The organism is Shinella sp. SUS2 (assembly GCF_001262505.1).
Lineage (GTDB): Bacteria > Pseudomonadota > Alphaproteobacteria > Rhizobiales > Rhizobiaceae > Shinella.
Map to the genome: position 1 here is coordinate 82,327 of NZ_KQ410740.1, position 21,485 is coordinate 103,811.

The 21,485-nt window shown below is 64.3% G+C and carries 20 protein-coding genes and 1 pseudogene; 10 read left to right on the plus strand and 11 right to left on the minus strand.

Going from position 1 to position 21,485, the window contains the following annotated elements:
* Positions 1 to 87: 87 nt before the first annotated feature.
* A complete protein-coding gene (locus AKG11_RS25145) occupies positions 88 to 1,008 on the minus strand; it encodes a LysR family transcriptional regulator (protein WP_050745899.1) in 921 nt (306 codons plus the stop codon).
* A 125-nt stretch (positions 1,009 to 1,133) separates the two neighbouring features.
* Between AKG11_RS25145 and AKG11_RS25150 the strand changes: the two genes are divergently transcribed.
* The 4 genes from AKG11_RS25150 (at position 1,134) to AKG11_RS25165 (ending at position 5,084) form a co-directional block, all read left to right on the plus strand.
* Positions 1,134 to 2,000, plus strand: a complete 867-nt coding sequence (locus AKG11_RS25150) for a pirin family protein (protein WP_050745900.1) — start codon at positions 1,134 to 1,136, stop codon at positions 1,998 to 2,000.
* A 96-nt stretch (positions 2,001 to 2,096) separates the two neighbouring features.
* Positions 2,097 to 2,777: a hydrolase gene (locus tag AKG11_RS25155; protein ID WP_023516653.1), complete on the plus strand. Its 681-nt coding sequence runs from the start codon at positions 2,097 to 2,099 to the stop codon at positions 2,775 to 2,777.
* Between the two features lie 83 nt (positions 2,778 to 2,860).
* The gene (locus AKG11_RS25160; protein WP_197284017.1) at positions 2,861 to 4,558 is read left to right on the plus strand and encodes an amidohydrolase; all 1,698 of its coding nucleotides are present in this window, start codon (positions 2,861 to 2,863) and stop codon (positions 4,556 to 4,558) included.
* Positions 4,559 to 4,640: 82 nt separating this feature from the next.
* Entirely contained in the window at positions 4,641 to 5,084 is a 444-nt protein-coding gene (locus AKG11_RS25165) for a DoxX family protein (protein WP_050745901.1), read from the plus strand.
* 204 nt (positions 5,085 to 5,288) lie between these two features.
* Here the strand turns inward: AKG11_RS25165 and AKG11_RS25170 are convergent, their stop codons facing one another.
* The 3 genes from AKG11_RS25170 to AKG11_RS25175 are packed head-to-tail and all read right to left on the minus strand — an operon-like array spanning position 5,289 to position 8,201.
* Positions 5,289 to 7,013, minus strand: a complete 1,725-nt coding sequence (locus tag AKG11_RS25170) for an ABC transporter ATP-binding protein (protein ID WP_050745902.1) — start codon at positions 7,011 to 7,013, stop codon at positions 5,289 to 5,291.
* Positions 7,006 to 7,227 (minus strand): hypothetical protein, encoded by a 222-nt coding sequence (locus AKG11_RS34690; RefSeq protein ID WP_156334135.1) that lies wholly within the window; start codon positions 7,225 to 7,227, stop codon positions 7,006 to 7,008. The genes AKG11_RS25170 and AKG11_RS34690 overlap by 8 nt, the downstream gene beginning before the upstream one ends.
* Positions 7,224 to 8,201, minus strand: a complete 978-nt coding sequence (locus AKG11_RS25175; protein WP_050745903.1) for a DMT family transporter — start codon at positions 8,199 to 8,201, stop codon at positions 7,224 to 7,226. Before AKG11_RS25175 ends, AKG11_RS34690 begins: the two co-directional genes overlap by 4 nt.
* A 63-nt stretch (positions 8,202 to 8,264) precedes the next feature.
* Between AKG11_RS25175 and AKG11_RS25180 the strand changes: the two genes are divergently transcribed.
* Positions 8,265 to 9,086, plus strand: coding sequence for an AraC family transcriptional regulator (locus AKG11_RS25180; protein WP_082342643.1), 822 nt, complete (start codon positions 8,265 to 8,267; stop codon positions 9,084 to 9,086).
* 25 nt (positions 9,087 to 9,111) lie between these two features.
* Here AKG11_RS25180 and AKG11_RS25185 read toward each other — a convergent pair whose 3' ends face one another.
* The 4 genes and pseudogenes from AKG11_RS25185 to AKG11_RS25200 form a co-directional block, all read right to left on the minus strand.
* Entirely contained in the window at positions 9,112 to 9,981 is an 870-nt protein-coding gene (locus tag AKG11_RS25185) for a bile acid:sodium symporter family protein (RefSeq protein ID WP_050745904.1), read from the minus strand.
* 402 nt (positions 9,982 to 10,383) lie between these two features.
* Complete coding sequence (locus tag AKG11_RS25190) at positions 10,384 to 11,499, minus strand: TRAP transporter substrate-binding protein (RefSeq protein ID WP_050745905.1); 1,116 nt, start codon at positions 11,497 to 11,499, stop codon at positions 10,384 to 10,386.
* Positions 11,500 to 11,565: 66 nt separating this feature from the next.
* Positions 11,566 to 13,137, minus strand: a complete 1,572-nt coding sequence (locus tag AKG11_RS25195; protein ID WP_050745906.1) for a TRAP transporter large permease — start codon at positions 13,135 to 13,137, stop codon at positions 11,566 to 11,568.
* 18 nt (positions 13,138 to 13,155) lie between these two features.
* Positions 13,156 to 13,611, minus strand: a pseudogene (locus AKG11_RS25200) (TRAP transporter small permease subunit); the annotation flags it as partial.
* 50 nt (positions 13,612 to 13,661) lie between these two features.
* Here AKG11_RS25200 and AKG11_RS25205 point away from each other — a divergent pair.
* On the plus strand, positions 13,662 to 13,898 hold the full coding sequence (locus AKG11_RS25205; RefSeq protein ID WP_050745958.1) for a type II toxin-antitoxin system CcdA family antitoxin: 237 nt from the start codon (positions 13,662 to 13,664) through the stop codon (positions 13,896 to 13,898).
* Positions 13,898 to 14,197: a CcdB family protein gene (locus tag AKG11_RS25210; RefSeq protein WP_050745907.1), complete on the plus strand. Its 300-nt coding sequence runs from the start codon at positions 13,898 to 13,900 to the stop codon at positions 14,195 to 14,197. Before AKG11_RS25205 ends, AKG11_RS25210 begins: the two co-directional genes overlap by 1 nt.
* A gap of 205 nt (positions 14,198 to 14,402) precedes the next feature.
* Here the strand turns inward: AKG11_RS25210 and AKG11_RS25215 are convergent, their stop codons facing one another.
* Genes AKG11_RS25215 through AKG11_RS25225 form a run of 3 tightly spaced genes read right to left on the minus strand, consistent with a single transcriptional unit; the run spans position 14,403 to position 17,598 of the window.
* Positions 14,403 to 15,245 (minus strand): TIGR01459 family HAD-type hydrolase, encoded by an 843-nt coding sequence (locus tag AKG11_RS25215; RefSeq protein ID WP_050745908.1) that lies wholly within the window; start codon positions 15,243 to 15,245, stop codon positions 14,403 to 14,405.
* Positions 15,242 to 16,519 carry an FGGY-family carbohydrate kinase gene (locus AKG11_RS25220; RefSeq protein ID WP_050745909.1) on the minus strand — a complete coding sequence of 426 codons (1,278 nt, stop codon included), beginning with the start codon at positions 16,517 to 16,519 and terminating at the stop codon, positions 15,242 to 15,244. Before AKG11_RS25220 ends, AKG11_RS25215 begins: the two co-directional genes overlap by 4 nt.
* Complete coding sequence (locus AKG11_RS25225; RefSeq protein ID WP_050745910.1) at positions 16,516 to 17,598, minus strand: class II aldolase/adducin family protein; 1,083 nt, start codon at positions 17,596 to 17,598, stop codon at positions 16,516 to 16,518. Before AKG11_RS25225 ends, AKG11_RS25220 begins: the two co-directional genes overlap by 4 nt.
* Before the next feature lie 190 nt (positions 17,599 to 17,788).
* Here AKG11_RS25225 and AKG11_RS25230 point away from each other — a divergent pair, with 190 nt between their 5' ends.
* From AKG11_RS25230 to AKG11_RS25240, 3 genes are read left to right on the plus strand one after another with little or no spacing between them, the layout of a single operon-like run.
* Complete coding sequence (locus tag AKG11_RS25230) at positions 17,789 to 18,568, plus strand: DeoR/GlpR family DNA-binding transcription regulator (RefSeq protein ID WP_050745911.1); 780 nt, start codon at positions 17,789 to 17,791, stop codon at positions 18,566 to 18,568.
* Positions 18,565 to 19,959 carry an FGGY-family carbohydrate kinase gene (locus tag AKG11_RS25235; RefSeq protein ID WP_050745912.1) on the plus strand — a complete coding sequence of 465 codons (1,395 nt, stop codon included), beginning with the start codon at positions 18,565 to 18,567 and terminating at the stop codon, positions 19,957 to 19,959. The genes AKG11_RS25230 and AKG11_RS25235 overlap by 4 nt, the downstream gene beginning before the upstream one ends.
* Positions 19,956 to 21,482 (plus strand): sugar ABC transporter ATP-binding protein, encoded by a 1,527-nt coding sequence (locus tag AKG11_RS25240; protein ID WP_050745913.1) that lies wholly within the window; start codon positions 19,956 to 19,958, stop codon positions 21,480 to 21,482. Before AKG11_RS25235 ends, AKG11_RS25240 begins: the two co-directional genes overlap by 4 nt.
* The last annotated feature ends 3 nt before the right edge of the window (positions 21,483 to 21,485 follow it).

A 21,485-nucleotide genomic window follows, 5' to 3' on the forward strand; every position in this document is an offset into this window, starting at 1 on the left:
GCAGAAATCACCCGGGCACAGGAAGCCTTCGACCACTTGCCGGACGATTCCTGACGGCATCTTCCGGCAGAAGGACGTTCAACGGGCCTAGCTCTCCTGCTCGGCCTTGACCAGGGCCGCATATTCGCCCGCGAGATAGTCCATCAAGGCCCGCACGGAGGGGAGCAATCCACGGCGGGAGGGGAAGGCGGCGTGGATGATGCCGCTGCGCGGCGCCCATTGCGGCAGGATGTCGATGAGCCGGCCGGCCGCCAGGTCCTCCTGCACGACCATGGTCGGGAACTGGCACACGCCGATGCCGGACAGCGCGGACTGGCGGAGCGCCACCATGTCTTCCGTCACCAGGCGCGGATCGTGCGGCACGGTCGCTGTTGCGCCTTGTGGCCCTTCCAGTCGCCACTCGTGTCCGCCGGTGGAAGGTCCCCAGGATAGGCTCGGCATGGTCGTAAGATCCGCCGGAACCAGCGGCCGGGAGAAACACCCCTCCACGAGGCTGGGACTTGCGACAAGCCGCTGGGTGCTCTCGGCGAGCTTGCGGACCACGAGATCGCTGTCGCCGAGGGGCGGGAAACGCACGCGAATGGCGATGTCGAACCCCTCCTTGATGACATCCACACGCCGGTTGGTACTTTCAAGATGCACATGGACCTGAGGGTGCCTGGCCATGAAGCGGGCGATCATCTCACCCACCTGGAAATAGATGACCGAGGACGGGCAGCTGACCTTCACCGTGCCGCGCGGTTCGGCACGCATGCGCTCGATCACCTCCTGGGCGGCCTCCGCCTCGACGACCATCGCCAAGCAATGACGATAGAACTCCTGGCCGATCTCGGTCACCACGAACTGCCGCGTGGAGCGCTGCACGAGGCGGACGCCGAGGCTTTCCTCCAGAAGGCCGATGCGGCGGCTAAGCCGTGAACGCGGCATGCCAAGCTTGCGGGCAGCGGCGGAAAAGCCGTTCTGCTCGACCACGTCAACGAAAAAACGGAAGTCGTTGAGATCTTGCATCTCCGCTCCATTGTCCTGAATTCAGGACATACTAGCACGATATTGCCGTCTACTGCCAGATTTGGTGCAGCCGTATATTGAGCTCAACAGATTGCCCAACGGCAAATCCCAAGGAGCCATATCCCATGAGAAAGATCCTCGGCATCTACAGCAGCCCGGCCCAGCACTGGGTCGGTGATGGTTTTCCGGTCCGCTCGATGCTGTCGTATGCAACGCTCGGCGAGCATGTCAGCCCGTTCCTGCATCTCGATCACGCCGGCCCGACCGCCTTCCCGCCCGCTGACCAGCCGCGTGGCGTCGGGGCCCATCCGCACCGCGGCTTCGAGACCGTGACCATCGTCTATGAGGGCGAGGTCGAACACCGCGACTCGACCGGTGCGGGCGGCGTCATCGGACCGGGCGACGTGCAGTGGATGACCGCCGCTGCCGGCATCCTGCACGAGGAATTCCATTCACCCGCCTTCACCCGCCAGGGCGGCACGCTCGACATGGTTCAGCTCTGGGTCAACCTGCCAGCGAAGGACAAGGATGCCACGCCCGGCTACCAGTCACTGCTCGATCGCGACATTCCAACCGTCATGCTTGCCGACGAGGCCGGCCGCCTGCGGGTGATCGCCGGTGCCTATCAAGGTCACAAGGGACCGGCCCGCACCTTCTCGCCGATCGACCTGTGGGACCTCAGGCTGAACCAGGGCAAGGACGTTTCACTCGACCTGCCCGAGAGCCACACGGCCGGGCTCGTCGTGCTGCGCGGCTCCGTTCTGGTGAATGGCGCGTCGGTGGCCCGCGGCGGCCAGTTCGTGTTGCTCGACCGCAAGGGCGGCGCCTTCAGCCTCGAGGCCGAAAGCGATGCAACGGTTCTGGTGCTGAGCGGTGCGCCGCTCGGCGAGCCGGTCGCCATGCGCGGTCCCTTCGTCATGAACACGCCGGAAGAACTGCAGCAGGCTTTCGCAGATTTCCGCGCCGGCAGGTTCGGCACGATCGCCGCCTGACCCCAAGCTTGCCCTCGGTGCCCTCGCCCGAGGCAAACCGGGCCGGAGATATCTCCGGTCTCCCTCCACCTGCAACCGCAACCAAGGAGAAATGACATGAGCACTCCCGCAAACTTCAACGGCCAGCGCCCCGTCATCGATGTCGACGACGCCGTCATGCTGCTGATCGACCACCAGAGCGGCCTGTTCCAGACCGTCGCCGACATGCCGATGCCGGTCCTGCGCAACCATGCCGCAGCGCTCGCCAAGATGGCGACGCTGTCCAAAATGCCGGTCATCACCACCGCATCCGTGCCGCAGGGCCCGAACGGCCCGCTGATCCCGGAAATCCACGAGAACGCCCCGCATGCCACGTATGTGGCCCGCAAGGGCGAGATCAACGCCTGGGACAACCCGGACTTCGTGGCCGCCGTCAAGGCGACCGGCCGAAAGACCCTGATTATCGCCGGCACGATCACCAGCGTCTGCATGGCCTTCCCTTCGATCAGCGCAGCCTATGACGGCTACAAGGTGTTCGCCGTGGTCGATGCCTCCGGCACCTATTCCAAGATGGCGCAGGAGATCACCCTGGCCCGCGTCGTGCAAGCCGGCGTCGTGCCGATGGATACGGCCGCTGTCGCCTCGGAGCTACAGAAGACATGGCACCGTGACGACGCCCAGGAATGGGCGAACATCTACACCAAGATCTTCCCGGCCTATCAGCTGCTGATCGAGAGCTATCTCAAGGCGCAGGACGTCGAGAAGAACCACGAACAGCTCGACTCTCAGCGCGGCTGACCTCCAAGGCGGCGGGGAAACCCGCCGCCTTTCCAGCAGCATGCTTGACCGTCCCCCCACGCCATTCATCGAGGATATCGACGATGATGAAATCTATGTTCGCAGCCACAACGCTTGCCTCGGTCGGTTCAACCCTGCTTGCCGGCGCGGCTTTTGCAAACGGACCGGATCTCGTTCTCCACAACGCCACCATCCTCACGATGGACGCCGAAAGGCCACGGGCCAGCGCGTTGGCGATCACCGGTCAGCGCATCACGGCCATCGGCGGGGAAGAGGCAATCAAGGCCCTGGCCACCGAGGGGACGCGCGTCATAGACCTTGAGGGAAAGACCGTCATCCCCGGCCTTGTCGATACGCATATCCACGCCATCAGGGGCGGCCAGACCTACACGTTCGAAACCTACTGGTATGGCGAAACGAGCCTGCCGGCGGCCCTGGAAACGCTGCGGGAAACGGCGCTTGGACGTGGCGAGAATGAATGGGTTGCCGTCGTCGGCTCCTGGCTTCCTGAGCAATTCGACGAGAAGCGAGCTCCGACCGTCACGGAGCTGACGCAATCTGTTCCGGACCATCCGGTCTACATCCAGTCCCTCTACGACTACGCCCTCGTGAATGCCAAGGGCATGGAGGCGCTGAAACTCGACAGCGCCGACCCTGCCGTCCCGCCCGGCATTACCATCGAGCGTGGCCCGGACGGCAAGGCGACAGGCAAGCTGCTCGGACATATCGGTTCCTACAACGCCCTTTTCGCACAGATTGCGGCGCAGGATGAACCGCGCAGGAAAGCCAGTCTGCAAGCCTTCTTCACCGCGCTCAACAGCGCCGGCATGACCGGCTTCATCGATCCTTCGGCAGGGCCCGCCTCCAGCTATGAAACGCTCTTCGCTCTGCAGCGCGAAGGCAAGCTCACCATCCGCGCCGGCTACCGGATCCCAGCCATGAAGCCGGGTGAGGAAGCGCAATGGTTTCGTGACGTCATGGCGTTCCGCCAACCGCATTATGAGGCAGGTCTCGTCAGCTTCGTCGGCATCGGCGAATCCATCGTCGCCGCCATGAACGACGGCGTGCAGATGGGGCCGGGCTTTGCCCCGTCGAAGGAGGCCAGAGATGCGCTCCGGACCGTCGCGGAGTTTGCTGCCGAACGGCATATTCCACTGGAAATACATGCCTATACCGACGATGCCGCAGGCGCGATCCTCGACGTTTTCGAGGGTGTCGACAAAAACCATCCGCTGAAGGACCTGCGCTGGGCCATAGCCCACCTCAACACCGGCTCGGAGCGTACGCTGGACCGAATGAAGGCGCTCGGTCTGTCCTTCACGGTCCAGATGGGACCCTACTTCGAGGGCCCGGCCATCCGGGAGGCGAATGGCGAAGCGGTCGCGGCCAGCTCGCCACCGACACGCGGGGCTCTCGATCGGGGCATCCTCGTCGCCGGCGGTACGGATTCAACACGCATCGGCGTCTTCGGCGTCTGGCAGGCCATCGAATATCACGTGACCGGCCGGTCGCTGGGCGGCGCCATCCAGAAACCGGAGCGCCAGCGTCTCTCGCGGGAGGAGGCCCTGCAGCTCTACACGCGGAACGCGGCCTGGATCGGTTTTGCAGAGCAGCAACGGGGCGTGCTTGCCGAGGCAAAGTTGGCAGATCTTGCGGTGCTCGACAAACCGTTCCTCGGCATGCCGGCGGAGGAGATCGACACCATCCGCTCTCTGCTGACCATCGTCGATGGCGAGGTCGTACACGACCGCCTCGCCGCCTCGCCGGCTAACGCTCGATAACTGGAACTGACGAGCGGCAGATTGGTCGATGGGAACCCTTGTCAAAGTCCTCGGACCTCAATCGAAACACATATGAGAGACCATGCTCGAAGATTCAAAGACTCCGCTGATCATTCAACCGCTCGCAACGCTTTACCGCAACCTGACGCCGCTCGGCTACACGGTGCTGCGCACGATTGCAGGCGCTATGATTGCCACCTTCGGCGCCTCAAAGCTATTCACCGAAGACGGCGCGCAGATGGATATCGACATCATCCGGCAAATCGGCTTCGAGCCAGCTGAGATCTGGGCCTCCTTCGTCATCTGGCTTGAATTTCTAGGCGGCATTGCGATTGCGATCGGCTTACTGACCCGTCCTTTTGCGGCAATGTTCGTCGGACTGTTTGGCGTGATCCTCATCACCGTCATGATCCCTCGGGGTGTGAACTATCAGTTGTTCGCCCTGTGGTTTGCCGCCTTTTTCTATATCGCCCTGAGGGGTGGCGGCGGGATGTCACTCGACCGGCTGATAGGCCGCGAACTCTGACCGCGCGCCATCGACAGCCGGTCGGCTCCCTGGCGATCTGGTCGCGATGGACGCACCCGGTTATCTATAGACACATCCTGCCCATCGGAACGACACAGGCCACTGAGCCGACCAGGCATAGAAAATCTTGCTTCATACATCGTCAGGCGCCCGATACGAACTATGGTGGAGGCGACCTGATACTTTCCGTCTCTATGCGCGGGCCTAGGCTGACTGCGCGACATGAAGGTTCCGGTATCGTCCGTTCCTGCGGGCGATGAGGTCCGCATGGCTTCCGCTTTCGACGATGTGGCCGTCATCGACGACGAGGATGCGGTCGGCATTGGCGATGGTCGCCAGGCGATGCGCGATGACCAGCGTCGTGCGTCCGGCCGAAAGTTCGGCCAGCGATTGCTGGATCGCGCGCTCCGTCTGCGTATCCAGCGCCGAAGTCCCCTCGTCGAGGATCAGGATCGGCGGGTTCTTCAGGAAGATGCGAGCGATCGCAAGCCGCTGCTTCTGCCCGCCGGAGAGCTTGACGCCGCGCTCACCGATGACGGTGTCGAGACCGTCAGGAAGATTGGCGATCACGTCGTCGAGGCGCGCGCGCCGGGCAGCCTCGATGATCTCCGCCTCGCCCGCTCCCAGCCGGCCATAAGCGATGTTCTCGCGCACCGTGCCGGCGAACAGGAAGACGTCCTGCTGCACGATGCCGATGTTCGAGCGTAGCGACTTCAGCGTCATGTCCCTGATGTCGGTGCCGTCGATGCTGACGACCCCGCCGGTCACCTCATAGAAGCGTGGCAGCAGCGAGCAGATCGTCGTCTTGCCGGCACCCGAAGGACCGACGAAGGCCACCGTCTCGCCCGCCTTCACCGAAAGGTCGAGCCCGGAAAAGAGCGGCCGCCCGGCAGCATAGCCGAAGCCGACGCCGCGATAGTCGATATCGCCGCGAAGGCGGCTGACCGCCGTCGCGCCGGGCCGATCGGTGATGTCGGGCTCGGTGTCGAGGAACTGCGTGTAGCGCGTGAAGCCGGCAATGCCCTTCGGATAGGTCTCGATAATCGAATTGATCTTGTCGATCGGCCGGAAGAACACGCCGACCAGCAGCAGGAAGCCGACGAAGCCGCCGGCCGACAGTTCGCCGCGCGTGACGAACCAGGCGCCCGCCAGCATCACCACCACCTGCACGAAGCGCATGGAAAGATAGGAGAGCGACAGGGACGCCGCCATCACCTTGTAGGCCTGAAGCTTGGTGACGAGATAGTTGCGATTGCTCTCGGCAAAGAGCTGGCGCTCGTGGTCCTCGTTGGCGAAGGCCTGCACGACGCGGATGCCGCCGACATTCTCCTCGATGCGGGCGTTGAAGTCGGCGACGCGGCCGTAGAGCGCATGCCAGTTGGCGGTCATGCGCGCACCGTAATGGGCGGTGACGAAGGCGGTCAGCGGCACGACAACGGCGGTGATGAGGGCGAGCGGCACATGAACCCAGAGCATGAGGGCGAAGGCGCCGATCAGCGTCATGACCGCGATAAAGAGATCCTCCGGTCCGTGATGGGCGACCTCGCCGATCTCTTCGAGATCCTTCGTCAGCCTTGCCACGAGATGGCCGGTCTTCTGGTTGTCGAAATAGCCGAAGGAGAGTTTTTGCAGGTGATCGAAAGCCTTGCGGCGCATCTCCGCCTCGATGCGGATACCGAGCATGTGGCCCCAATAGGTGACGATGACCTGCAGGCCGGCATTGAAGAGATAGATGAGGAAGAGGCCGACGGCGGCGAGCGCGACGAGATCGAGCCGGCCGGTCGGCAGCAGGCGGTCGATGAACAGCGTCACCGCGACGGGAAAAGCCAGTTCCAGCAGACCCGCCGCCACCGCCGAGGAGAAATCCAACGCGAACAGGCCACGGTGCGGGCGGTAGTAGGACGCAAAACGCTTCAGGAGATCAGGCATAGGCAGGCGGGCTTTCGTTGTGGTGCTCATCGGATAAGACGATCGACGGCGCCGCTTCTACCACACAAGCCACTTCTTTTTGTTGGCCGGTCGCCGGCGACACCCCTTTGGCACCACCGTCGACACTCGCCGTAGCGTCCATGCCCGCGCATCGGCGCGCTGTTTCGCACCCTGCATTGCCGAAGCGCAACAGCGCGCCGTGGCGGCCGTTCAATCTCTCCGGCGCCGGACAGCGGCAAGGTTTGCCGGCGTGCGGCGGGACCGTATGCCGGCCAGCATGGTCTCGAGCCAGGGATAGGCGCTGACGATGACAATCCCGGCCACGACGCCAGCCGTGCCGATCGCGAATTCTGGCGTCAGCGGTTCGCCCAGTAGGAGAACGCCCAGCAGGACGCCGAAGACGGGCGTCATGAAGGAAAAGACACCGAGTTGCGAGGCACGATACTGGGTCAGCAGCCAGAACCAGGTGAGGAAGCTGAGGAAGGAGACGACGACCGCCTGGAAGGCGATGTTCAAAAGCAGCGGCCCTGACGGCACGATGCCCGCCTCGCCCGCCAGCACCGCCGCCCCCGTCAGGGCAAGGAAGGCGGTGGCGAGCTGGTAGAACAGCACGTGGGTGGCCGGCGCCGTGCTCAGCCGCGTCGTCCGGATCAGGACCGTCGTCAGCCCCCAGGCCGCGCCCGCCAACAGCGCCAGACCGTCGCCCCACAGCATGGCGCCGAGATCGGCGGGGCCCTGCCCGCTGCCCTGCGGCGCGAGGAAGGCGAAGGCGATACCGGCCGTCGCCACGGCTATGCCGCCCCACTGCACCGCGGAAAGGCGCTCCGAAGGGAGCTTTCCGTGCAGGCCGAGCGCCGCGAAGATCGGCGCGGTATAGAGGAAGACCACGACATGGGAGGCAGACGTATGCTTCAGCGCTTCCCCGACCAGAAAGAACTCCACCGCGAACAGCAGGCCTGCGAGAATGCCCAGCCCGGCCGTTCTGCCCCAGAATTCCAGGCGCTGCCGGCGCGCGCAAACAAGCGCAAAGACGAGCATGGCGGCGATCCCCGATCGCAGGCCGATCTGCAGGACCGGCGCGGCAAAGACGGCCGTGGACTTCAGGCCGATCTGCTGGAAGGCCCAGATGAGGCAGACGGCGACCATGATGCCGACCGCGGTGACGTCGATAGATTTGCGGCTGTCCAAGATGCGTGCTCCGATGATGCGGCTGAGATAGCATTTGGCAGATATGGCGGATATAATGAGTTTATGACAGTCGGTATCGAGACCCTGACAGGCAACCGGGCGGACCGCGGTGCACATTTCCGCGACGTGCCCTTTCGCAGTGCCCTGCCCCACCCGCTCTACTTCCGCTCCGCGCAGATGCCGCAGAATGCCACCTACCCGCAGCACAGCCATCCCTGGGGCGAATTCGTCTATTCCTACAGCGGCATGATGGAGGTGAGCCTGAAGGACGGGCACTATCTCGCGCCGCCGCAATATGCCGTCTGGCTGCCGCCGGACATCGAGCACCGGGGGCTGAACCGGCATGCCGCGGTGCACTGCTCGCTCTATGTCGATCCCTCGCTGTGCGGACGCCTGCCGCAGGAAACCACCGCTCTCGAAGTCAGCCCGCTTCTGAGGGCCATGCTCGAGCATCTGCGCGCCGGCGATGATGCAGACCCGGGCGCGGCGGAGCACCTGCGCTTTCTCCAGGTCGTCATCGATCTCGTTGCGGCAGCGCCGCGAGTGGGAACCTACCTGCCCTGGTCGACAGACCCGGCGCTTGAAGCCGTGCTCGCCCGTCTTCAGGACAACCCCGCCGACAACCGCTCCCTTGCCGAGCATGCGCGGCTGGCAGGACTGGCAGAGCGGACCCTCATCCGCCGCTGTCTGCGCGATCTCGGCATGCCGTTCACCGAATGGAAGCAGCGTCTGCGGGTGGTGCAGGCCATGTCGATGCTGGAGGCGAACGACACCGTCGAGCACATTTCCGCCGCCCTCGGCTACAGCAACGCCTCGTCCTTCATCGCGATGTTCAAGCGCATGACGGGCGTAACGCCGGACGACTACCGCGTCTCGGCGCGGTGAGGCGGACCGGCATGCTGCACGGCCTTCAGGCCGGGGCTTTTATGGTCCTGCGGCCATAGGCGACGAGGCTGAAGCCGGTCGCATACATCAAAAGGCCGAACAGGGCGGGCGGCACGGCGATTTCCGGCGAATGCATCATCGTGATCGCAAGGACCATGCCGATCGCCGCATTTCGAATGCTGATGGAAAGGGTCACCGTGACTGCCTCGGCGGCCGAAAGGCCGAGGGCGCGCGATCCCAGGAGGCCGACTGCGACGGCGCAGATAACGAGGGCGATGACGGCCGGCCCTGCGCTGACGAGGATCTCCACCCATCGTTGATAGACCGAAATGCCGATACCGACGATCAGGGCCACGAGCACCAGGAGGCCGAATGCGCCGACCAGTTTTTCGGCACGCGCGGCAAAACCGGGGGCCTTGTGCCGGATGCCCATGCCGACCATCACCGGAAACAGGATGATGGCGATCATCACCCCGATCGTGCGCAACACCGGAAGGTAAACCCGGGCATCGCCCTGGCTGAAGCGCTCGATCGCGAAGTTGGCGAAAAGCGGCAGCGTCGCGATGGCCACCAGGCTGCCGACGGCGCTCAGGGCAATCGACAGGGCCAGGTCTCCCCTTGCAAGATAGGAGAACAGGCTGGACGTGGTGCCGATCGGGCAGGCGGCGACGACGACGAGGCCGACGGCGATTTCCGGCGGCAGGCCCATGACCGTGGCGAGAACAAGGGCCACCAGCGGCATCACCAGGAGCGCGGCGACGATACCCCAGACCAGGGCCTTCGGCTGCGTGGCCACACGCTGGAAATCGACCGGAGCAAGCGTCATGCCGATGCCGGTCATGATGATAAACACGGCGATCGGTAGGCCGATGTCAATGAGGGCGGACTGTTCCATGCAACGGCTCTTTCCAACAGAGGCGCGGCGGTCCGGCCTGGCCGCCTAGCTTTGCTGCATCCGTCTTCCGAATGCAACCGGCGTGATGGGAACCTGCCTTCCTTGCATCCAGAGCATTTCCAACCGAAGCGGGATTGCTCGGCATCTGACAATGCGGAAAAACAAAAAGATGGAGCATTTCCGATCATCTACCCGGAACATGCCGGGGCGGTTCTTTGGCAAATGCAGCCCTGGCTTATCCGGTGACGATAATAGATTACGTACCGCTGCTCCGTACCGAGAACTCAACTCCGAAACAAACCCATCCAAACTTCAGAGGAATCTAAATAGGTCCGCCACCCAGAAACAGGTAGAGTTCAGAAATTGTGTGGCGCAGTTTGCGCCACACAACTTTATCCACGATCATTTTCCAGCGGCCTGAGCCGCGTAAAGGTAACTGTCATAGCTGTATTCCGCGACGCGGAACCATTCGAAGGACTCGTCCCGGAATTTCTTCCAGGCCGGATAGATCTTCGCCCAAGCCGGATGCTTCTCGCTGTATTCGGCGTAGAGCTCGAAGGTCGCCTTATAGGCCGCGTCCAACACATCGCGTGGCATTGGACGCAAATTGACGCCCTTGCCGACCAGCGACCGGATCGCCGCCGTGTTCTTCACGTCGTACAGCGCCTGCATGTTGATGTTGGCGGCTTTGCAGGCGGTGTCGAGCGCGACCTTGTAGGCTTCCGGCAATGCCTCGTACTGAGCCTTGTTGATGAAGAAGTGGATCGTCAGTCCGCCTTCCCAATAGGCCGGATAGTAGTAGTAAGGCGCGATCTGATAGAAGCCCAGGCGTTCGTCGTCATAGGGGCCGACCCATTCGGCAGCATCGATCGTGCCGCGCTCCAGCGCCGGATAGATGTCGCCACCGGGAAGTTGCTGCGGCACGACACCGAGGCGCGACATGACTTCGCCAGCGACGCCGGCAATGCGCATCTTGGTCCCCTTGAGGTCGTCGACCGACTTGATTTCATTGCGGAACCAGCCCCCCATCTGCGCACCGGTGCCACCGCCCGGCTTGCCGACGATGCCGTATTCCGACAGGAACTCGTCGTACAGTTCGTTGCCGCCGCCGTGGTAGAGCCAGGCGTTCTGCTGACGAGCGTTGAGGCCGAAGGGGATCGTCGACCCGATCGCGAAGGTCGGATTCTTGCCGGTGAAGTAGTAGCCGCAGGTGTGGGCGATTTCCACGGTGTTGCTCTGCACCGCGTCGATCGCCTGCGGACCGGGCACCAGTTCACCCGCCTGGAAGACCTGGATCTGGAATTTGCCCTCGGTCATCTTCGACAGCGCTTCGGCCATGACGACGGCACCGCCGTAAATGGTGTCGAGGTTGTTCGGAAATCCAGAGGTCAGGCGCCATTTCAGGGTGGGAAGGTCCTGGGCGATTGCGGGCGCAGCAAGTGACGTGCCGGCGACCGCTGCTGCGCCGCCGAGTGCGCCCTTGGTCAGAAAATTACGGCGGTTCAAGATATCAGTCATCGTTTCCTCCTCAGGTGGCTGCGTGGTCCGGCCGGCACGGATGCGCGTCCGGATTGTTGGTTGGGGTCAGTTGGACTGTGCGGGTTGGCCGAAGCTGGGCTGCGGCGACCCGAATTCAGGCGTCTCCGTTCCAAAGGACGGCGTCGAACTGTCGCCGGACGTTTCAGGGGCGCCAAAGGGTTGCGTCGGCGTTCCGAACGGGTTTTCACCCTCTGCACCAGGCATCGGCACGTTCAGCTTGATTGCCGCGGGATCGACCGCCGCCTGGCCGGACTTGTAGTGGGTGACGAGGCCCGGGAACGCCACAACGATAGCGACCATAAACAGCTGGATCCCGAGGAACGGCAGCGCGCCCATATAGATCTGGCCCGAGGTCACCGGCTGGATCGTCGCACCAGTCACCCTGTCCTTGTAGGCCCGGTTGGGTGCCACGGAGCGCAGGTAGAACAGCGAGAAGCCGAAGGGCGGGTGCATGAACGAGGTCTGCATGTTGATCGCCAGCATCACGCCGAACCAGATGAGGTCGATGCCGAGCGCATCGGCGACCGGCGCCAGAAGCGGGATGATGATGAAGGCCAGCTCGAAATAATCGAGGAAGAAGGCCAGGAAGAAGACCAGCAGGTTGGCGACGATAAGAAAGCCGATTTCCCCGCCAGGGATCGAGGTCATCAGATGCTCGACCCAGATATGGCCGTCGACGCCATAGAATGTGAGCGAGAAGACGCGTGCGCCGAGCAGGATAAAGATCACGAAGGACGACAGTTTTGCGGTGGCGTAAAGCGCCGACTTTATCATGGCGAGATCGAGTCGGCGGTTGCTGGCAGCCAGAATGAGCGCGCCGACCGCACCCATGGCGCCGCCTTCGGTGGGCGTCGCAAGGCCGATGAAAATCGTGCCAAGCACCAGGAAGATCAGCACGAGCGGCGGCACCAGTGATGTGACCACCTTGCGGGCGAGCTTCCATCCGCGCAACGTACGGGCCTCCGGCGGCAGCGCCGGGACACTCGAAGGCTGCAGATAGGACATGAAAATGATATAGCCCGCATAGATCGCGACCAGCAGCAAGCCGGGCACCAGTGCGCCCTTGTACATGTCACCGACCGAGCGGCCGAGCTGATCGGCAAGGATGATCAGCACCAGGCTCGGCGGGATAATTTGCGCCAGGGTCCCGGACGCCGCGATCGTACCGGCTGCCACGCGCCGGTCGTAGCCGTAACGCAGCATGATCGGCAGCGAGATCAGCCCCATCGAGATGACCGAGGCCGCGACAACGCCGGTGGTGGCCGCAAGAATGGCGCCAACGAAGATTACCGCGAAGGCAAGCCCGCCACGGATCGGGCCGAACAGCTGCCCGATCGTATCAAGCAGATCCTCCGCCATGCCGCTTCTCTCCAGGATCAGCCCCATGAAGGTGAAGAAGGGAATGGCCAGCAATGTTTCGTTCGACATCTGGCCGAAGATCCGGTCCGGTATGGCGCCGAAGAGGTTGATCGGCAAAAGGCCCATTTCGATGCCGATGAAGCCGAAGCCGAAGCCGACGAAGGCCAGTGCAAAGGCGACGGGATAGCCCATCAGCAGCACGACGATCAGCGACAGGAACATGATGGGCGCGAGATTTTCCGCGAAGAAAGCAAACATGGATACGGGCTCCTGGCGTTAGAGCGTCTGGGCGTCGGCGTCGGCAAGGGCCGTCGCATCGGGCATGTCGCCCCGCAGGATCGCGATGCGCTTGATCAGCTCTGAGACGCCTTGCAGCGCCAGCAGGCCGAAGCCGAGGGGGATCAGCGCCCAGACCGGCCAGAGCAGCAGGCCACCGGTGTTGTTCGACACCTCGCCGCTCAGAAACTTCGAGATCACGATCGGCCAGGAGAGGTAGATGGTGATCAGGCAGAAGGGAAACAGGAAGAAGAGCGTGCCGAGGATCTCGACCCAGAGCTGGACCTTGCGCGGCATATGGCCGTAAACCAGATCGACCTTGACGTGCTCGCTGCTCAGCAGCGTATAGGCGGCCGCGATCAGGAAGACAGCGGAAAACAGATACCACTGCGCTTCCAACCAGGCGTTGGAACTCAGGTTGAACAGTTTGCGTGTGACGGCATTGACGGCCGCAAGCCTTGCCGGGCCTGCAGTGCGCATATAAGATGCGCATAACGGAGGACCACATGCAAGGCCAATCCACCACCAAAAAGCCGACCAACCTGACACTCGATCCATCTTTGCTGATGGAAGCAAGATCGTTTGGAATAAACCTGTCGGAAGCGGCGGAGGCCGGTTTGCGACGCGCCGTCGCGGACGCGAAGGCCCGGGCATGGCAGCGCGAGAACGCCGACGCTCTGGCCAGCTCGAACGCATGGAGCGAGGCGCACGGCTTGCCCCTGGATCAGTATCGACAGTTCTGATGGCCCGCTTTGATGTCTATGCCAATCCGGGCGGAACGGGTTATGTGCTCGATGTTCAGGCGGATGTTCTACACGAGTTGAACACGCGGATCGTGGTGCCGCTGTTGCCTTCGGCACAGGCGCCGCTGCCAGCCAAACGCCTCAATCCAGTATTTGCTATCGGGGATGAACCCCACACCATGGTCACTCAGTTCATGGCGGCCATTCCCCGTAAATTGTTGCGAAACCCGGTCACCAGCCTTGCGGGGCAGGACGCCGAAATCATGCTTGCCCTCGACATGGTGCTCGTCGGGTTTTGAGGCACCTGCGCCTGTATTACGGGCTTGTCACATCAACCTAGTTTAGCCGGATGAGGCCGCTGCTGTATAATTCAAGCAATCGTTCCGGTCACAGCCTTCCCGTAGCCATTCACACCTCCTGGTTTCGGGTGTCGCGGCGACCGGTTGAATCTATCTATCCTGCAAGTCCTGACACTTGGCTTATGTAACAAGCCCCCGCACGGCTTCAAATGGCGAAGCGGTCCATCACGAAATCCGGACGCGCGCCGTGGAGGGCGGCAAGGGCGGTGAGATCGGCCTCGGTGCTTTCGGCGAGGATGCCCGTCCGGACGAGGCAGGAGGCGAGCCCCGCGCCGGCGGCGCCGGCAATGTCGTGTTCCAGGCTGTCGCCGATGCAGACGATCCGGTCGGCCGGAAGACCGTCGAGCAGCGCCTGCGCCTGCCGGTAGATTGCCGGATGAGGTTTTCCGAACCAGCGCACCGGCCCACCGAGGTCCTGGTACGCCAGCGCGATGCTGCCGGCGCCGGGCGCCGTGGTGCCGCCGCTTGCGAGCTTGTGCCGGTCGGGATTGGTGCAGTAGCAGGGCACGCCGCGCCGGGCGGCGGGGGCGAGGCGGCGGCGGTAGTCCGCCATCGGGACACGATCAGCCTCGCTGCCGGAAACAATCACGATATCGGCCAAGGCCGCATCAACGACGCTCTTGAAACCGAGACGGTCGGCAAGGTTGCGGTCGCCCCCGCTGGAAATCGTCAGGCATCGCGTCCCGACCGCAGAACCGGCGGTCTCGCCGGCAAGGATGTCGTAGGCGACATCGCCGGAGGTGAGGAAACGGTCGAAGCCCGCCCGGTCGAAGCCGAGCTTGACGAGCCGCTCCGCATTGTAGTCGCCGCTGCGGCCGGAATTGGACAGCACGATGACGGTCTTGCCCAGTGCCTTGAGGCGCAGCAACGCATCATTGGCCCCGGGATAGGCGCCGTCCTCGTCCCGGAGCACGCCGAACTGATCGACGAGGAAGGCATCGTAGCGGGCGGCCAGCGCCGCAAGGTCGATCTGCGGGGCAAGGCTCATGGCCAGCGGTCCTTTCCGGCAAGGACGAGCGCCGCCGTGCCGACAGCGGCTTCCGCCGAATTCGACGGCAGGAAGGGGACGCCAAGCACCGCCTCCCGCATGCGGGTCCAGGCCGGATTGGTCGCGCCGCCGCCGACCGAGCGCACCGAGCGTACGCGGGGGCCGCCGAGCGCGCCCAGCCGCGCATAGCCCGACGCCTCGATCCCCGCGATACCCTCGAGGATCGCCTGGAAGAAAACGACGTCATCGACCGGGCGCGGCTCCAGCTGCGGCACAAGGGCAGGATCGTTGACGGGGAAACGCTCGCCCGGCCGCAGCAAAGGGTAGTAGGCAAGGCCGGTCGGCCTGTCCGGCCGCAGCAGCGCGGTCATCGCCTTCACCTGCATGTCGTCAAACAGGCTGCGGATGACCGCACCGCCGGAATTCGAGGCCCCTCCGGCGAGCCAGAAATCGAGGATGCGATGCGAATAGATACCGTAATCCGCCGCATCGATCGGCTCCGCCGAAGCAAGCTTGACGACCAGCGTCGAACCGAGTGCGGTCACGCCGTCGCCGACGGATGCGGCGCCCGTCGCAAGGAACGAGGCGCAGCCATCCGTCGTACCGGCGTGGTAGCGGCAGCCATCCGGCAGACCGAGGGCCCGGCCCGCCGCCCCGACGGTCGCCAGCGGCGCACCTGCGCGTTTCACCTTCGGCAAGAGGCCGACATCCATGCCGCAGGCTTCGATCCAGTCCGGCCAGCGCTCCGCGGCGAGATCGTAGCCCGTCTTCAAGGCGTTGTTCTCGTCGCTTGAAGGCGCGGCCAACCCAAGCTGCAGGAGGACCCAGTCCGCCTGGTGCACGACGGCGTGGACGCCGGCCTGGCGCGAAAGATGGATGGCCCGTGCGAGCGGCGAGGTCACACCCCGCGCCGGACTGTCCGCCGGCGCAAAAGCCGCGACCCGATCGAGGATGGCTCGGTCGGGACAGGGATCGTTGTACATCAGTGCGTCGCCAAGCGGCGTGCCGTCGGCATCGATGGCGAGCACCGTACCGGAGGTGCCGTCGACCGCGACGCCGGTTATGGCGACAAGCGAGCCGCGCGCGGCAAGTTCGCCGAGACACGCGCGGACACCGGCCCGCCATGCGGTGGGCGAGCGGCCGGCCGCGGCATCCGGGAATGGCGAGGACGCCATGTCGACACGCGTGCCGTCGGCGGCAAGGGCCGCGGCGCGCACGCCGGACGTGCCGAGATCGATGCCGAGCGCGACGGCGGGTCCGGGCGCCGCGCTCATGCCCGCTGGCTCGCCTTGCGGTCCAGCGCCTGACGGTACTGTTCGGCCTCCCAATGGGTCAGTTCATATTCCTGGTCGCTACCAAGATGGACGATAGCTGCCCCATCCGGCACGCGCGACACAACTTCCGCCAGGCAGCGTGCCATGACGCGACCGCCATCGGTAAGCGCGTCGGCAAGCAGCACACCCCGATCGGGCACAAGCAACATCTTGGGCATATCGAGCCCGCGCGCGCCCCGCGTCCGCGCATAGGCCGTCACGCTCTCGCCCGCGCCGAGCACACCGATCTCCGTGCCGAGGAAGATGACATGGTCGGGATAGAGCGAACCGCCCGTGGCGACAGCGATGTTGGCGGGGTGGAGCGCAGTCTTGTGGCTTCCGGCATCCTCGGCGACGTGAAAGGGGGCGCCTTCGATCAAGGTTTGAAGATGCGCGGCGTTCCCCGACACCGTTGCCCGCTCATCCACCGAGAGGGCCGCGGTCACGCAGGCGATGCGCGTACGCACCTCCTCTACCGTCTCCCCGGCAACGATGATGCCATGGTTGTAGAGGATCAACACGTCCGGCCGGTTCGCGGCGACGCGATCGATCTCGTAGGCGAGCGGCGTGCCGGGGCGGCGGTAGGGAACGGTCGCCCAGGCAAGATCGGGCAGCGCGGCCATGCGCTTGGCGAGGATTTGCTCCCGCCCGGCCAGCACGGAAAGAGCGATAGCGTTGACACAGTGATAATGCGCGACGACGGTCTGCGGCAGCACCGCATGAAAGCTCGTCTCGATCGACGGGCGCAGGCCCGAAGCGTTGAGCGCCGCTACAACGAAATCCGTCGCCTTTTCCGCGCTCGGGTCCCGCGCCCTGAGCGCCGCCACCAGCGGCGCAACCTCGACCGGCACCATGATGTCCTGTTCGCCAGCATGGGCAAGCCAGGTACCGGAAGCCTTCACCCACATCACGCCGTCACACTTGAACGAGGTGTTTCCACCGGCACCCTGTGTTTTCAGGATGTCGCTGCCGATCTCCCTCGAGAGCGCGAGAAATGCTTCGAAGGCCGCCTTGTCCTCCGCCCGAATGCCCGAAGCCATTCAGCCCCTCCTCTAGACAGTCCACCACCCGCTTTCCGGCCCACCGGAATCTGAGCGAACTTTTCTCAAGATCGTATTTATGTGATTGCATATCGTCAACAGTGAAGAATTTTCGTCACCATTCTTGATCGACATGCGTTATTGTGATTATCTTTGTTCATCGGCGAGGGAGACGCCGGGAGGATCAGCCGTGAACGACACCGAGCGCCACAAGGCCATCATCGATCTTCTGCGCGAGACGCCCTTCGCTTCGGTGCGGGATCTCCAGGAGCATCTCGGCGTGTCGCCCGCCACCATCCGCCGCGACATCGACAAGCTGCACGAGCTCGGCCGGGCGCGGAAAGTCTATGGCGGGATCTCCGCCAGCGAGGCGGCCGACAGTGGGCGCCTTTCGGCAAAACCCTATGACGAAAACCGCGACATCGCCGTGGAGGCAAAGCGGGCCATCGCCGCAACGGCGGCCGATCTCGTACGCGACGGGGATTCCATCATCGTGCATGCGGGCTCGACCTGCTATCAGCTCGGCATATTGCTCGCGCAGCGCAACCTGCGCATCTGGACCAATTCCATGCCGCTGGCCGCCCATCTCGGTGAGCACGGCACCTGCCAGCTCTCTCTTGCCGGCGGCGAACTCTATCGCGAACCGGGCATCATCCATGACAGCGCCGCCGGTTCGCCCGCCTTCTTCGCCTCGCGCTTCTTCCTCGGCACGCAGGGCATCAGCAGCAAGGGGCTGCTGGAATCACATCCGCTGCTGGTCAAGGTGATCGGCGAGCTGTCGGCCTGCGCCGACGAGATCGTGCTGCTCGCCGACAGCCGCAAGTTCTCCATCCAGCCGCGCAACGTCGCGCTGCCACTCTCGCGCATCGGCACGATCATCACCGATGACGGCCTGACGGACACCGCCGCCAGGATGCTGGAGGATGCCGGCGTCACCATCCTGATCGCACGGACGGGAGGGACCAGTTGAGCATCGCCCCCATCGCCGTCTTCGATCTCGGCAAGACAAATTCCAAGCTCTTCGTCATTTCCAGCGAAGGAAAGGTCATCGACGAGGCACGTACCCGCCCGGTCTGGCGGGACGAGGCTGACCTACACGTTCTGGATGATGCGGCGCTTCTTGCCTGGATGAAGGGGGAGCTTGCCCGCATCGTCGCCGGCCATGGTGTCGACCGCATCATCTTTTCCGGTCACGGCTGCACCTTCGCGCTGGCCGCCGGCGACGCGCTTGCCCACCCCATCCTCGACTACGAGCAGGAGCCGCCCACCGAAATCGCCGCCCGCATCGACGCCATGGCGCCGGATTTCCGCGAGACCTTCTCGCCTCCGTTGCCCCTCGGCTTCAACTATGGACGCCACCTCCTCTGGCTGGACGCGCGTAAACCGGGCCTCCTTGAGAAGGCCGATGCAATCCTCGCCTATCCGCAATTCTGGAGCTGGACGTTTTCCGGCCGGAAGGTCTCGGAAGTCTCCTATCTCGGCTGCCATTCCAATCTCTGGGCACCGCTGAAGGACGATTTCAGCAGCCTCGTCGACAAGATGGGCTGGCGTGGCAAGATGCCTGGCTTTGCCCGCGCCGGCGCCGTGATCGGCACACACGCCGTCACGCTCGGCGACGGCCGCACGGTGGAGGTCGCGGTGCACAACGGCGTGCACGACAGCAATGCGGCACTCTATTTCTACCGCTCGCTCGGCTTTACCGATTTCACGCTGGTTTCGACCGGCACCTGGGTGATCGTCTTCAATTCTGCAAGCCCCCTCGAACAGCTCGACCAGACGCGCGACATGCTGGCGAATGTCACGGTCGATCGCCAACCGATCGCAACCATCCGCTTCATGGGTGGGCGGGAGTATGACCTGGCGAGCGGCGGCTGGACGCGGCCGGTCCGCGAAGAGGCGCTGGCATCCGTCATGGCAAAACGCGCCTTCGCCTTGCCCTCCTTCGCTGCCGGTGGCCCAGTGCCGGGCCACGCCGGGCACTTTTCCGGACCAACCGTCGAGAGCGAGGAGCGCGCGGCCGCGGCCCTGCTCTATGTCGCGTTGATGACCGATCTTTCGCTCGATCTCATCGGCTCCGACAATACGATCGTTATCGATGGCGGGCTGGTAAAAACAGGGCTCTATGCTGCCATCCTCGCGGCCCTGCGCCCCGCACAGACCGTGCACATCAGCGCCAACCCGGAAGGCAGCGCCTTCGGCGCGGCGGCCCTCGTCTTCGAGGACCGTGGCCACAACCCCTTCGTCAACGATTGCGCGGTCGCCACGCCGGCCGCCCTTGCCGAACTCGACGCCTACAGACGGGAATGGCGCCGGCAAGTCGAAGCGATGCACGCCGCGCCCCGAAAGGACAAGCGCGCATGACGGAACGGACGAACGTCCCTGCCCTTCTGGAGATGCGCGACATCAGCAAGACGTTCGGCGCATCGAAGGCCCTGTCACATGTGAGCCTGACCGTGCATGCCGGTGAGGTGCATGCGCTGATGGGCGAGAACGGCGCGGGCAAGTCGACACTGATGAAGATCCTGTCGGGCGCCTATACGGCCGATCCCGGTGGCGCAGTGCTGATCGGCGGGGAGCCGGTGACGCTCGGCGATCCGCTGAAGGCCAAGGCCCATGGCATCGCCGTCATCTACCAGGAGCTTTCGCTCGCCCCCAACCTGTCGGTGGCGCAGAACATGTTCCTCGGCAACGAGCCTGCGCGCTTCGGCCTTGCCGACCGCGCCGAGATGCGCCGGCGGGCCGAGCCCATCCTGAAACAGCTCGGCATCGGCTTTTCCCCCGCCCACCGCGTCGGGGAACTCTCGCTCGGCGAGCGGCAGATGGTGGAAATCGCACGGGCGCTGACGACCAGGGCGCGCATCATCGTCATGGATGAGCCGACGACCTCACTGACGACGCGCGAGACCGACCGGCTGTTCGACGTCATCGCCCGGCTCAAGGCCGATGGCATCGCCATCATCTATATCAGCCACCGCATGGAGGAGATCTACCAGCTCTCCGACCGCGTCAGCGTGCTGCGCGACGGGGCCTATGTCGGCACGCTGGAACGGGCCGGCCTTTCCGCGAACACGCTGGTTTCCATGATGGTCGGCCGCGACCTTTCCTCGTTCTACAAGAAGGAACACCGGCAGGCCGAGGGCGCGCGCCCCGCCGTCCTGTCGGTGGACAATGTCGGCGACGGTGTGCGCGTGCACGACTGCTCCTTCGAGGTGCGGGCGGGCGAAGTTCTCGGTATCGCCGGCCTCGTCGGTTCGGGCCGTACGGAGCTTGCCCGTCTTGTCTACGGTGCGGACCACCGGACGACGGGGACGGTGACGCTGAACGGCAAGGCGCTCGCGATCGCCGCGCCGCGCGACGCGCTCGATGCCGGCATCGCCTATCTTACGGAGGACCGCAAGGCACTGGGCCTCTTCCTCGACATGTCGATCAGCGACAACATCAATATCGGCGTCATCGCTGAGGATGCGAAGGCCGGCGGCGTCCTGAACTTCGCCAGGGCACGGGACCGGGCGATCGCGGCCGTCAAGGCCCTGTCAATCCGCACCCCCGGCACGCAGATCAATGTCGGCGCCCTATCGGGCGGCAACCAGCAGAAGGCGCTTCTAGCACGCCTCCTGGAGACGAAGCCTCGGGCGGTCATTCTCGACGAGCCGACGCGCGGGGTCGATGTCGGCGCCAAATCGGAAATCTACCGCATCATCGACGCGCTCGCCGAAAACGGCATTGCCGTGGTCGTCATCTCCAGCGACCTGCCGGAGATTCTCGGCATCGCCGACCGCGTCCTGGTGATGCGCGAGGGGCGCATCGCCGGCGAAGTGGCACAGCCGATCGAGCAGGAAGCGATCATGGCGCTGGCGACCGGCACAGCCGGCCAAGCCGCCTGACGA